Annotated in this window: 12 protein-coding genes; 1 reads left to right on the top strand and 11 read right to left on the bottom strand. The window is 44.9% G+C overall.

Annotated features, from left to right (window positions below):
* The 5 genes from ACX0G7_RS23635 to ACX0G7_RS23615 all read right to left on the bottom strand — a co-directional run.
* A partial coding sequence (locus ACX0G7_RS23635) for an efflux RND transporter permease subunit (RefSeq protein ID WP_458926002.1) occupies positions 1-220 on the bottom strand: 220 nt, incomplete at its 3' end.
* A gap of 107 nt (positions 221-327) precedes the next feature.
* Positions 328-1440 carry an efflux RND transporter periplasmic adaptor subunit gene (locus tag ACX0G7_RS23630; protein WP_458926001.1) on the bottom strand — a complete coding sequence of 371 codons (1113 nt, stop codon included), beginning with the start codon at positions 1438-1440 and terminating at the stop codon, positions 328-330.
* A 187-nt stretch (positions 1441-1627) separates the two neighbouring features.
* Positions 1628-2185, bottom strand: coding sequence for a hypothetical protein (locus tag ACX0G7_RS23625; RefSeq protein ID WP_458926000.1), 558 nt, complete (start codon positions 2183-2185; stop codon positions 1628-1630).
* Between the two features lie 274 nt (positions 2186-2459).
* Positions 2460-3632: a trans-sulfuration enzyme family protein gene (locus ACX0G7_RS23620; RefSeq protein ID WP_458925999.1), complete on the bottom strand. Its 1173-nt coding sequence runs from the start codon at positions 3630-3632 to the stop codon at positions 2460-2462.
* A gap of 121 nt (positions 3633-3753) precedes the next feature.
* Positions 3754-4197: an OsmC family protein gene (locus ACX0G7_RS23615; protein ID WP_458925998.1), complete on the bottom strand. Its 444-nt coding sequence runs from the start codon at positions 4195-4197 to the stop codon at positions 3754-3756.
* A 64-nt stretch (positions 4198-4261) separates the two neighbouring features.
* On the opposite strand from ACX0G7_RS23615, the gene ACX0G7_RS23610 reads away from it, so the two are divergent.
* Positions 4262-5296 carry a homoserine O-acetyltransferase family protein gene (locus tag ACX0G7_RS23610; protein WP_458925997.1) on the top strand — a complete coding sequence of 345 codons (1035 nt, stop codon included), beginning with the start codon at positions 4262-4264 and terminating at the stop codon, positions 5294-5296.
* Between the two features lie 138 nt (positions 5297-5434).
* Here ACX0G7_RS23610 and ACX0G7_RS23605 read toward each other — a convergent pair whose 3' ends face one another.
* From ACX0G7_RS23605 to ACX0G7_RS23580, 6 genes are all read right to left on the bottom strand, one after another.
* Positions 5435-6940, bottom strand: a complete 1506-nt coding sequence (locus ACX0G7_RS23605) for a TSUP family transporter (protein ID WP_458925996.1) — start codon at positions 6938-6940, stop codon at positions 5435-5437.
* Between the two features lie 121 nt (positions 6941-7061).
* Positions 7062-8516, bottom strand: a complete 1455-nt coding sequence (locus tag ACX0G7_RS23600) for a hypothetical protein (RefSeq protein ID WP_458925995.1) — start codon at positions 8514-8516, stop codon at positions 7062-7064.
* A gap of 30 nt (positions 8517-8546) precedes the next feature.
* Entirely contained in the window at positions 8547-10232 is a 1686-nt protein-coding gene (locus ACX0G7_RS23595) for an NADPH-dependent assimilatory sulfite reductase hemoprotein subunit (protein ID WP_458925994.1), read from the bottom strand.
* A gap of 150 nt (positions 10233-10382) precedes the next feature.
* The gene (locus tag ACX0G7_RS23590; RefSeq protein WP_458925993.1) at positions 10383-12110 is read right to left on the bottom strand and encodes a diflavin oxidoreductase; all 1728 of its coding nucleotides are present in this window, start codon (positions 12108-12110) and stop codon (positions 10383-10385) included.
* Complete coding sequence (gene cobA, locus ACX0G7_RS23585) at positions 12094-12951, bottom strand: uroporphyrinogen-III C-methyltransferase (protein ID WP_458925992.1); 858 nt, start codon at positions 12949-12951, stop codon at positions 12094-12096. Before cobA ends, ACX0G7_RS23590 begins: the two co-directional genes overlap by 17 nt.
* 18 nt (positions 12952-12969) lie before the next feature.
* Positions 12970-13800, bottom strand: a complete 831-nt coding sequence (locus tag ACX0G7_RS23580; protein WP_458925991.1) for a serine O-acetyltransferase — start codon at positions 13798-13800, stop codon at positions 12970-12972.
* Positions 13801-13806: the final 6 nt, after the last annotated feature.

Raw genomic sequence — 13806 nt, 5'->3', positions numbered from 1 at the left:
CCGGCACCCCATTGATGGCACGTTCAAGGGGTATTGTTACTGCTTTGGCAGAAACATCAGCATTGGCACCGTTATAGTTTGCGCTTACCACTACAGACGGGGGAACAATATCGGGGAACTGCGTTACGGGCAACAAAAACAATGCAAGCAAGCCAAGGAGCGCTATGATCAATGATATTACGAGGGACAGAACCGGTCTTCGTATAAATTTTTCAACCATTATTTGAGTTTTAATCTTTATCCCCTGATGCCGGAAAGACACAAAAATGCAGGGCTATGAATTTCAGGCATAGCAGGAGCTTAAACAATAAGAATTTGACTAACCGCTTACCTGGACAAAAGGGTATCGGATGTTACCATCCTGGGATCTATTTTTGTTCCGTGTCGGAGGTTCTGGGCGCCTTCAAGCACAATCTTATCACCGGCAGTTAATCCGGATTTCACCGCATAGGATTGAGCAACTTTTGCAGCCGGCACAAAACTCTGCATCGTCACACTGCTATCCTTGTTTAACAGAAAAACATAGTTTTTATCCTGCACCTCAAATACAGCACGCTGTGGTACAAGCACCACTTTGTCCATATCTGTTGTAATGTTCACTTTTCCTGATGCACCATGTTTTAAGATATGCCCGGGATTTGGAAACCTTGCCCGGAAAGCAATGGATCCTGTGCTTTTATCTATTTCACCTTCGATGGTTTCAATCTTGCCAGGATAAGGATACCTGCTTCCGTCTGCCAGTTGTAAAGTGACGTCGCTGTATTTTGACCCGCTTTTTTCTTTGGTCTTTACATAGTGGAGGTATTCGATTTCGGAGACATCAAAATAAGTATACACTTCCTCGAGGTCAGATACAGTTGTGAGCAATTCTCCCTCACTTACAAAACTTCCGCGTTTCAGTGGAATCCGGTTTATTACCCCGTCAAAAGGGGCACGGATCGTGGTAAATTGAAGTCTGATTTTTGCCTTTTCTTCTTCTGCGGCCGCTTCCTTGATCATTGCCCGCGCAGCACCGAGCTTCGCTTGTGCAAGGTCCAGTTCTGACTGTGAAATAATTTTTTTGTCAACCAGTAATTTCACCCGGTTCACCTCCAGCTCCGCCATATGAGCTTCGGCTTTTATTTTGTCAAGATTTGCCCTCGCTCGTTCCAACTCAACAGCAAACACCTGCTTATTTAATTCGAACATTGCCTGGCCCTTCTTCACAAATCTTCCTTCATCAACCAAAATCTTTTCCAGTGATCCCCCAATCTTTGTCCTGACTTCAACATTCCTTATGGCCTGCACTGTTGCAACATAATTGGTATTGAGAATCGTATCTTCTGCCTGCAATGTTATAACGGGTATATTTGGACGTTCTTCTTTTTTTACCGACTGACTATCTGTTGCAAAACATCCTGAAAGCAGTAATACAATTGACCCAAGTAAAAGTATTCGCATGTGATTTAGTGTTTGAGATAACAAAAAAAGCCTTGTGGATAGTACATATGTGTACATGGAACCATGGATAAGATATTCCGGGAAATTAACCAGGTAACATGCTCATCAACAATTCAGCGTTCACATTCAAATCAAACATTGTTTCATGGATCATTTCAGCGGAAACAATGTCAGCAGTTGGCTTTGATCAAAACGGTTTCAAACGAAACAAATAACTATGAAAATCTGTAGACGAAAAATGATATGATGCGGAGACGTGAAAGGTGGTTGCATCATTTTTAAGTGGAGAAAAAACCGGTTGGCGTGCACCAGGCTGAAACAGCCTGTTGTTAGCGCTTATCCTCGATCTGCCGAGGTCACTATTTAATGGGATTATAATTTCCTGGTACAATTCATCAGAACTAAGTTGATGAATCCTGAATTGAAGGAAAATGCTTTTACTATAATCGGCAGCATTCGTTATATAATCCGTTGCATTCCCGATATCATTCGTAGCAAACACGATGTAATCTGTAGCATAGGCGATAAGATCCTTAGCATCCGCTGTATGATCCGTAAGATCCGCTATATTATCCGTAAGATCTGCTACACTCGCTCTATGGCTTTTTGCGTTTGCGAACGATGTGTTGACTTGTATAGTTGCGGGGTCAGCGTCTGAGTGGACCGTAACAGACTGCAAGGGTGCCGCAACAAGACTCGTACAAATCAATTGCACAATCAGAGAAAATATGCGGTACTTGTTCATATTCAGAATGAATTTCTAACGAGATTTAGGATAATTCACCTGGCTTACAGCCAACTAAACAAATACAAAATTATTTTTAATATCGCCAGCCATCCGATGTTCAGCCTTAAAAAGATATTAAAATAGAAAGGGCATCATGTAGATCTATACAGAACACAGGATACACATCTAAAATAATCATACCAACCGGGCATATAGATAACGTCCGCTTATGTGTTGGGGATGACAGGAACGATATTAAGTTGAGGTGATTAGCTTTATCTTAAGAGTTGATCTATAATTTATCCAGGGCTTGTTTTACATCATGAATAATATCGTCAATGTATTCAAGTCCTACGGATATTCGTATGAGCCCCGGCGTTATATTGACTTCAAGTCTTTCTGCGTCACTTAGTTTGGCATGAGTGGTACTGGCCGGATGCGATGCGATACTCCGGGTATCCCCAAGGTTTGCGGTCATGGATAACATCTCGAGATTATTGAGAAACGTCCTTCCAGCTTCCAGGCCGCCTTTCAATTCAAAACAGACAATAGCGCCGCCGGTGCTCATCTGTTTTTTTGCAATCTCATATTGGGGATGGGATGGCAGATGGGGGTATTTCAGCCAGCTTATTTTTTCATTTTTCTCCAGAGCCAGCGCTAATTTCAGCGCATTAGATGCATGTCGCTCCATACGCACATCCAATGTCTCCAGGCTTCTGCTCAGCACCCAGGCATTAAAGGGTGACAAAGCCGGTCCGGTACTTCTACAGAAGAGATATAATTCTTTGATCAGCTCTTTTTTACCTACTACAACTCCTCCCAACACCCTGCCCTGGCCATCCATCCACTTGGTGGCGGAATGCAATACGATGTCAGCACCATAATCAATGGGCCGCTGGCAGACGGGTGTTGCAAAGCAGTTATCAACGTTAAAGATCAGCTTGTGTTCTTTGGCTATTTTGCCAACCATTTCAAGGTCAACGATATCAAGACCAGGATTCGTGGGAGTTTCAAGATAGATCATCTTTGTATTTGGTCTCACTGATGCCTGCCATTCTTCGGCACTGGCCGTAGTAGGAACATAAGTGTATTCAATACCATAACGCGACAGGTATTTTGTAATAACCGTATGCGTACTTCCAAAGATCGCGTTGCAGGATAACAGGTGGTCGCCCTGTTTAAGAAAAGCCATAAAAGTGGCAAACACTGCGCTCATGCCGGAAGCGGTTGCATGACCTGCCTCGGCACCCTCCAAAGCACAGACCCGGTCCACAAACTCTTTCACACTGGGGTTACTGAAACGGCTGTATATATTGTCATCCGTTTCATCTGCAAAAGCCGCCCGCATTTCTTCCGCATTGTCGAACACAAAACTACTGGTCAGGAACAAAGGGCTCGAATGTTCCATTTCATTGGTTCTTTCTGTCTGGGTTCTTATAGCTGTAGTGATCGGGTGCTGCTTCATTTATAAAGAAATTTTAAGGCAAAACACAGATAATATCCGGATTCCGGACATACCGCGTGGCCTGCAATGATTCATTTGAATTTCGATGGATCCAGGTGGGTGAGTTTATACCGCGTGTGATTTACCGGGCCTGTTGTTCCTGCCCCTGGTTTACACGTACCTCCCACTTCATCTCGCAACCGGCGAGCCTGAGTGTTTCAGCGACAGAGCAATATTTTCTCATGGAAAGTTCACACGCTCTTTTGGCCTTTTCCAGGTCTATGGTGCCCTTAAGATTAAACACGAGATTCACATGTTGCCATAACGAAGGTTCTACACCTGCCTGGCGATTGCCCTCAATGTGAGCACTGAATCCCTGCACATCCTGCCTCTGCTTACGCAGAATTGAAATTATATCGATACCACTACATCCGCCCAGGGCAATGAGCAGCAATTGCATCGGCCGGTTACCAAAATTTTCACCACCGGTTTCGGGGCTGGTATCCATGCGTACAATATGACCATTGCTGTCACGCGCCTCAAAACCATAATCGCCATTTACCCGCTCAATATCAATTTTAATCATCTCGAAAATTTTTACAAATGTAATTCATGCAGACGTTTACTTTGCATTTGAAAAATTTTAGCTTTTGTCGACGCAATACTTTCATTATGACCGGCCCTTCCCGCTTGAATGTGGGGAAACATTACCGGCTATCACTATAGCTTATCATACATATGGAAATCCAAATACCGATGGAAGCAACACCGTATGGGTATGCCATGCACTCACAGCTAATTCCAACGCCTCAGAATGGTGGCCCGGTGTGATCGGTGAACACGGAATCATTAATCCTGCAGATTATTTCATTATTTGCGCAAATATCTTAGGTTCCTGTTATGGCACGACGGGTCCGGCGAGCATAAATCCTGCTAACGGGCAACCCTGGTACGATGATTTTCCGTTGATCACCATAAGGGATATGGTGAGGGCACACATCCTACTCCGGCAACATCTTGGTATTGAAAGAATTCACCTGCTGATGGGAGGAAGTATGGGTGGTTACCAGGCCCTGGAATGGTGCGTTATGGAAAGCGCAAGGATTGAAAACCTCTTTCTGCTTGCCACCTCACCTGCAGAGAGCGCCTGGGGAATCGCTATTCATGCCGCACAAAGGCTGGCGATCGAGGCAGATATATCATGGAAAGAACATAAGCCGAAAGCTGGTCATAAGGGAATGAAGGCCGCACGGGCGATTGGGATGCTTACATACCGCAACTATGGAATAATGGTCGCCAAGCAATCAGATTCAGATCCGGATAAACTTGACCATTACCGGGCTGCCTCCTATATTGAATACCAGGGAGAGAAGCTGGCCAACCGGTTTCACGCCTATACTTACTGGTTACTTACAAAGGCCATGGACACCCATCATCTTGCCCGGGACAGAGGGGGTGACCTGGTGAGTGTTTTAAAGGGCATCAGCCAGCGTACACTCATAGTCGGTATAACCAGTGATATTCTTTGCCCGATGCATGAACAGATCTTCCTTGACCAGCACATACCCGGATCGGTAATGGTTGAAATAGACTCAGCTTACGGACACGATGGTTTTATGGTAGAGGCTGATAAGATCGGGGCGGTGTTAAAAACCTGGTTGCCGATCAAGCGGTCAAGGAGTTGAGAGTTGAGAGTCATGAGTGATGAGTTTGGAGGTGGGAGTGGGTTTACCGTTAAAAGTAAGAAAGCTGGTTAGACAATAGAGGTACGAGGGGATTGGCAGGTGCAGTAAAGATTCACATAATTTTCAGGCTCCGGACTTTTAAAACAAACTCCAGATTATTTTCAGGCTCCAGATAATTACCAGTACACCCACCAGGATAAAGGACGTTTTTCTTGGCAGTTTACCAGTCAGTTTTGCGGCAAGTGGAGCGGCAAGTAAACCTCCGACAATCAGGGCCACAATTACCTGCCAGTGTGATACACCAAGCAAGGTAAAAAATGTAAAAGCGCTTGCAAGCGTCACAAAAAATTCTGTGATACTCACCGTGCCTATCACGAATCTTGGACTGCGTCCCTTTGTGATGAGGGTAGTTGTTACGATCGGCCCCCAGCCGCCGCCGCCAAACGAATCCAGGAATCCGCCAACGCCAGCCAGCAGTCCATGACGTTTGAATTTTTTTTGCGCTTTCTGGGCACGAAACGCATTGACCAATATCCGGATACCAAGAAACAAAGTATATACCGCCATGATTGGTCGCAGGTATTGCGCATGCGTTGATCCAAACTTACTCAGCAAAATGGCGCCCAGAACAGCACCAACAACGCCCGGGATGATCAATGCTTTGAAAAGTTTCTTATTGACATTTCCGAACTTATAATGGCTATAACCCGATGCACCACTGGCAAACATTTCTGCTGTATGAATGCTACCACTTATAGAGGCAAGGTTCACCCCGGCAGATAAAAGTATTGTTGCAGAAGTTACACCGTAACCCATTCCAAGCGCACCATCAACCAGCTGGGCAAGGAAACCCGCCAGCACCATCCAATGGAAATTCTTATCCAGTGTCTTGTAATAATTCGTGGCATCATCTGCCATGGTCTGGAGGGGAAGATAAGAGAAAATAAAATGTCCGATCAGCATAAGCGCGAAGCCAAGCAACGAATATGTAGCTATTTTGCGCCAGCGGTTTGATTTATCAGAGACATCTTTATCAACAAGCCCTTGTGTAAGTTCATTGAGCTTTTTAACCTTGTATTCAAAATTGCCATTCAGTTTATTCCTGATGGCATGCAGGTTATCAATTACCGCATCCAGCTGATCAGGCAGCGCCTGTTGTAAGACTTCTTTAATTCGTTTGGCAGCCGTAGGTGATTTGCCATTTGTCGAGATGGCGATTTTCAGGTTTCCTTTCTGCACAATGGAACCAAGGTAAAAGTCACAGAGATCAGGTGTATCTGCAACATTCACCAGCAACTTCTGTTCTTTAGCAAGATTACGTATCTGTGAGCTGACCAGTTTATCATTGATGGCAACAACTACAAGATCGGCACCTTCAAGATCAGCATCTTCAAAAGCCTTCTCGAAAAGGGTAACCGATTCATGTGAAGCAGCGAGTGCGCGGACTTCATCAGAGATATGAATGGCGACAAGCCGGATCTTTGTTGCCGGCGCATTCGCGAGCAACGCCTGCAATTTTTCAAGTCCCACTTTACCCCCACCTACCAGCAGGAGATTCAATTGTTCCAACTTAAGAAACACCGGGAAAAGCGGATTCTTTTCCTGCCCTGATGGCTTCTCCAATGTTTCTGTTTTGTTTTGCATGACAATTGATCTTTCTATTAATACCAACCGGGTGTTAACCGGAACCGCGGCAAAAGTAAGGCATTCCCTACTCTATTAGTAGACTATACCCTATATATTTTTTGTAGTTGTTAATGGTTTGTTATACACTGCTTAAAATCGGTTTTTCGGTTATCTGACCTTTCTCGCGATACCAGTTAAATGCCCGGATCGAGGGGAAAACAATAAGGTTCCCAATACCATCTTTCTTCAACAACGAAGCCGTTTTTCCGGCCGGTGATGCATGTAATAAATTCGGGTTTAAGAATTCCCGGCAGGCCTGGTATTGCTGATAACTCGTCCAGAAAACAACTTCGGCTTCTTTCAGACCTTCCATAATGCCCGGTGTTATCGCTGGAATCAAATCATAGGTGCCGGTGGCTGACCAACCATCGGTTATCCATTGGCCGGCGCTTTCCGTATTTGTCAGAATATTTACCGATTGCCTGTCGATAGTTATAAACTTACCGGACCAGGTATCGGCGAGTGCCTCCAGTCCCAGGCCATCAGCGCAGCCTTCAACCCATATCCCTTTTTTTGCCAGTTCGAACCAGGTCTTCGTCCCTGCTGCCCAAACACGGGTACCGGTCAGCTTCGCCGTGATTTTTTCATTATGTACGGATTTATGACTGGCTATGAAACTTACCTTTTTATCCGGAATTTTTTCAACATCAGGATAACCGTATTCAAAAAAATCCTTCATAAAATCGGTAGTCGAAAATAGTTTTTTACCGGCCGGCAGTGCGGCATCCATTTTCCATGCTTCCACGGTTTTCTTCAGCTCGGGACGTGCGAGGTAGGTAAATGTGCAAAAAGGCAATTGCTGCCTGAACACTCCGTGTGATGCCGAAGCATTTTCTGAGAGCAAAGAAGCTTCAGCCAAAAAATTCTCTATTGACTTACCGTCCGATTCCTGTCTGATTAGCTCCCTGGGTAAATTGCTACCGGCCCTGGTAATTAAACCCGTCGTGGCCTGGTAAATATTTGGGGGGCATTCGAACAATGGCAAAACCATATGCTTTAGTTTGCCCGTGTTGATATGTCTGGATTGATTAAGAGCGTCGAGGGTCACAACAGCGATGTCAATCCGACCGTCTGATAAGGCAACTAAACGTTCGTCAAATTCATGATCATCACCCACACTAAGAAACTGATACGGAACCGGCCGCGATGGCAGGGCACGGGCTAAAAAGTTGGCTGCCATCTGTGCCTGCCACACCAGGTCAGCAGCTACAGTGAGTGGATATGCTTCTGAATTTTTTTTGTTCAGGAGAAGGGAATCGAGCGAGGCACTGAACAAAGCCACGAGACGCCTTTCGTGTTGCTTTGAAATAAGCACTTCGAACCCCTTTTTTGTAAGCTCATGAAAATCTTCCCGGCCTGATATAAGGATGGCGTCCGCTTCTCCGCGCTGCAACTGCTCATAACCGTTAGTGGACGAAGTTTGCAGCAGCCACTTGATCTCAAGGCCGATGTTTGATGACAGTGTGTTATAGAAGCTGATGTTATTTCGCGCAGGTGTTGAATCCTCGTATAATATCGTTACTGCCTGCGCCATTGTTTTGTCGGAATTATCTTTTCATGTTAATCAAACCCAGGACTTCCGCATCGTAAAATCACCGAATGATTCATCAGCTAACCTTTCGTCACGAAATATTCCGAATAATGTATCAAGCTCGGATAATATTGCCGGTTCATCAAGGCTTTCTTTGTAGATCTTATTCAGTCGCTGTCCCTGGTTATCGCCGCCAAGAAGGAGATTGTATCTTCCGGGAGCGGTACCTACAAAACCAACCTCGGCATTGTATGGTCTTGCGCAACCATTCGGGCAGCCGGTCATCCTGATGATGATATCCTGCCCGTGAATGTCATACTTTTCTAAAATAGGTTCTATTTTCGAAATTAATGATGGTAAATATCGCTGGCCTTCGGCTAAAGCCAATGGGCAGGTAGGCAGGGCCACACATGCTATAGCATTCTTGCGCACGTTGGAACTTTCTTCGGTATACTTAATGACACCGAACTGCGTAAGTATTTCGTTGATCTCTGCTTTATCTTCTTCCTTAACATCACTCACGATCAGGTTCTGGTTTGAGGTGAAACGGAAACTGACCTTACCCGTCTTTGCTACCGCAAGCATTGCCGTTTTGGTAGAAGTTGTTTCATCATCGAGTACCCGGCCATTTTCGACCAGCAGCGTATAATACCACAGCCCCTGGTGGTTTTTCTGCCAGCCATACAAATCCTTACGGTGCGTAAATTGATAAGGCTTCGGTTCACCAAGTTTAAACCCTGTTCTTTTTTCAAGCTCTTGCCTGAACCCATCAACACCAAGCTTGTCGATGGTATATTTCACCCTCGCCAGTTTGCGGTCGCTACGGTTCCCGAAATCACGTTGTACCGTCAATACTTCATAAACAGCTTTCAGTGTTTTCTCTTCAGTATCGGTAAAACCAAGCACAGTTCCCAGACGCGCATATGTTTCAGGGTTACCATGTGTAGTGGAGAGTCCTCCTCCTACTGCTATGTTAAAACCTATTAATTCATCATTCTCGATAATTGCAATAAGACCAAGATCATTAGCCAGCACATCAACATCATTATTGGGAGGAATTGCCAGTCCAATCTTAAACTTCCTCGGCAGATACCTGTCCTGGTACAGTGGATCTTCCTCATCTTTTTTATCGATTATCTTTTCTTCATCCAGCCATACCTCGTAATATGCCCTTGTTTTTGGCATCAGCATAGTGCTGATCTTATCAGCATAGTCAAAGACCTGTTTATGAATAGGCGACTCCTGGGGATGTGATGTACAAACCACATTCCGGTTGATGTCACCACAGGTAGCAATCGAGTCGAGTTTTGCTTTGCTGAAAGCCTGTATCGTTGGTCTCACCCTGGATTTTATGACACCGTGCAATTGCAGGGTCTGACGAGTGGTGATCTTGATGACACCGGTACTGTTTTCGCCAGCGATATCATGAGTAGCAACCCATTGGTCAGCGGTCATGAATCCACCCGGGAGACGGAGACGGATCATAAAAGAATATAAACGATCCAGTTTTTTTGCAGCTCTTTCTTCACGACGATCCCGGTCATCCTGCTGATACATACCGTGAAACTTCACAACTGCCTGGTCATCTTCAGCTACAGCACCGGTTATCTCGTTTTCAAGGCTTTTTTCAACGGTTCCCCTGAGGCCATCGCTTGCTTTCTTTATTTTCTCAACAGAAGATTCAGCCTGTTGCCCCGGGAGCAGTTTATTATCCGACATTCAAATAAGATTAAGACGGTGAAAAATGATGAATTATGAGTTATGGGTTATGAGTAAGTTTTGAGTGGTTAGTAAGTTTTGAGTGGTGAACTGGACTCATAACTTACTCATAATTCATAACTCATCACTCATAACTAGTACAAGACTATATTAGTAGACGTCTTTAAGAAACCGTCCTTCTTCTTTAAGTTTCTCAAAGTATTGCCGGGCCTGTTCTTCGGTCCGCTTTCCATGTTCCATAATGATCTGCAGCAGCGCCCTCTCCACATCAGTACTCATTGGTTCCTTCTTGCCACAGATATAAACATAGGCGCCAGATTCAAGCCAGGAGAAAAATTCAGCACCATGTTTCAGCATTTTGTGCTGAACATAGATCTTCTCCTGCTGGTCCCTGGAAAAGGCAACATTTAAACGCGTAAGTACTCCTGTTTCAATCCAGTTCTGCAGTTCGGTCTGATAGAGAAAATCTGATGCAAAATGTTGTTCACCAAAGAACAACCAGTTGCGGCCAGTGGCCCCGATCGCATCCCTCTCGGCGATAAAAGACCTGAATGGAGCGATACCGGTACCCGGACCGATCATGATCACATCCTTTTCTTCGGAAGGCAATCTGAATTCGTTGTTTTTGTGAACATAAAATTCTACCTCGCAATCAACGGGCAACAAGGAAAGATGATCAGAGCATAAGCCATACTTTGTTTCTTCATTGATGGTGAAGAAATCTTTTGCCACGGTAATATGCACTTCCCCACTATGTGCTTCCGGTGAAGAAGAAATTGAATATAACCTTGGTGTGATGGGCTCCAGAATACTGATCACTTCCTCAAACTGCTGGCTGTCCTGAACAGGATAGATCTTAAGCAGGTCGAGCAACCCAATCTTCGTTTGCGGTATATCCTGCTTCACTATGCCTGAGTATTGTTTAACCACACGTTCGGGCAGATAAGCGATATTTAATTTCTTATGAAGAAGGTTCATCACGCTGTGGTTACCCGTACGGTGTTCAATTGGCTTCTCACGATCTATACCGGTAAGTGCAACAATGGCTTCTGTAACCGGTAGATGATTATAAGGCAGGATGCCTATTGAATCCCCGGGTTTATATTCGACGTCTTGTGCGGCAATTTCTATATGATAGGTTTCTTTGGCAGAATCCCTGTCATTCAGATTGATATTTGTTAGAATGGTCCCATTATAAACCTTTCTGCCAGATGATTTTTTTGCAGGTGCCGGTGGTGCAGCAACTGCTGGGTTGCTTTGCTGAACACCGTTGGATTCCTGGCCACCAAGTTTATTCAACACATTATCAAACCAGGTATCAGCGTCTTCTTCATAATCAACGTCGCAGCGTTGGAGATCAACGATACGTTCACCACCGAGCCGATCCAGTTGCGTATCTACATCCTCACCGGCTTTGCAATACAGGGGATAAGAGGTATCACCAAGAGCCAGCACGGCATATTTCATTTTATCTAGCTTGAACCCATTCTGATGAATGTGATCATAAAACTTTTTGGCAGAAGCAGGAGGTTCGCCTTCACCTTGCGTACTGATCACTGTGAGAAAAAATTCTTCTTTAGGAAGATCATTCAAACGATACTGATCAAGACTTACCAGCTTCGCATTAATACCGGCTTTTTTAGCCTTTCCTGCGAAATCCAGTGCCAGCCTTTTCGAGTTCCCTGTTTCAGTTCCATAAGCTATGGTGAACTTTCCTTTTGGTGCTGCAACAGGAGTTGCCGTTACCGAAGTTCCGGAAGCAGTCGATCCATCCTGGGAAATCAAGCCGGATATGTATCCGTTGATCCAGATCAGTTCTTCTTTGCTTGCCAGTTTAACCAGCTGCAATAACGTTTGTAGTTTAGGCCCTGCCAGCATATCTTTTAGCTTTATCCTTGTTATCAGTAATCACCGTTGCAAGCTTTGCAATCGGGTTGAAATAATATTCGGGTTGTTCATTATTCGGGAGCCATGCATAAGATTCATGCAGGCTAACCACCTTTCCAATGATGATAAGTGATGGTGAAATAAATTTTTGATACAGTTTCTCATCAACTTCATAGAGACCGGAGATACAGACCTGTTGCATTGGCGTAGTTGCCTGCGCAATCAGCGCTATCTTTTTAGAGGGATCTATATTATGCGAGCGGAGCTTCTGCACGATCTCAGGTGCCGCTTCGCCAGACATATAAAACACGATGGTATCATTGGTATTCGCAAGGTCCTTCCAATAATCTTCTGAAAGTATCCCGGCCTTATAATAGGTCAAAAATCTTACCGCGGTTGAATGATCCCTTGCTGTCAGTGGAATCCCGGCATAAGCAGCTGCGCCAGAAGCGGCAGTAACTCCCGGGATGATTTCATACTCAATGTCATTTTGCACAAGCTCCTGCAGTTCATCGAGGATATTCGAAAAGAATGAAACATCACCACCTTTTAAGCGAACAACCAGTTTCCCCTGGTTCGCATATTCTACCAGCATAGTGTTTATAGATTCCTGCCTCGTAGAGGTGCCACGACCCGCTTGTTTTCCGACGTAAACGATCTCGGCTTCAGGGTTCGCATGCGCAACGAGAATATCCGGGCTCACGAGACGATCAGTGAGGATGACTTCTGCCTGCTGCAGATATCTTGCAGCTTTCAGCGTAAGCAACTCAGGATCGCCGGGACCGGCTCCTGCCAAAATCACTTTACCCTTTTTATGTTGACGAAGATTCATGAATTTTCCCTGGTTAAATCAGATAAAACTATCGATCGGTTCATCAAATGAGAACTGATCCCTTTCTGCAATATCGCTCCTGTGAAAAACTACGGAAGATTCCGGCACACTGTAAGTAAGCCAGACATTACCCGCAATGATGCTATTCTTACCAACAACTGTTTCGCCTCCAAGAATGGTGGCACCTGAATAAATGATCACATCATCTTCGATCGTCGGGTGCCTTTTTTTGCCGGGCGTTTGGTTAGAAGCGCTGAGTGCGCCCAATGTTACTCCCTGGTAAATTTTTACGTTGTTGCCAATCACGGTCGTTTCACCGATCACTATCCCGGTTCCATGATCTATGAAAAAAGCCTGGCCGATCGTTGCGCCCGGATGTATATCTACACCTGTGCGGCTATGTGCATATTCAGTAAGGAACCTTGGCAGGATCTTTAATCCGAGCCTCCAGAGAATGTTCGACAACCGGTAAACAGTGATAGCATAAAATCCTGGATAGGCCATGATCACCTCTTCAAGCGAATCGGCCGCAGGGTCATAGGTTTTGATCGCACCTGCATCCAGCAACAACGCCTCATAGGTAGCGGGCAACTGTTGAAAAAACTGGTCGGTGATCGACTGGATCTTATCGCCATCCTTAACCATTTCGTAAATCAGGCTTGACAAATGGCTTTTTAATGACTCAAACTCTCTTTCCAGGTCCTGTTGTTGCAAACGATGGTTACCCGGTAAAAAAAGAAATGCAAAGAGATCATTAATAAACTTTTCAGACAATTCCTTGTCCGGGAAAGCTAAAAATGCCTTTTGCTTTTGCGTAAACAGTTTTTCAATAAAGTTTGTCGTTGCCATAGTCAA

The sequence above is a fragment of the Flavitalea antarctica genome, assembly GCF_054461535.1.
Note: the sequence above shows the minus strand (reverse complement) of the source record. Positions and strands in the feature narration are given on the sequence as shown.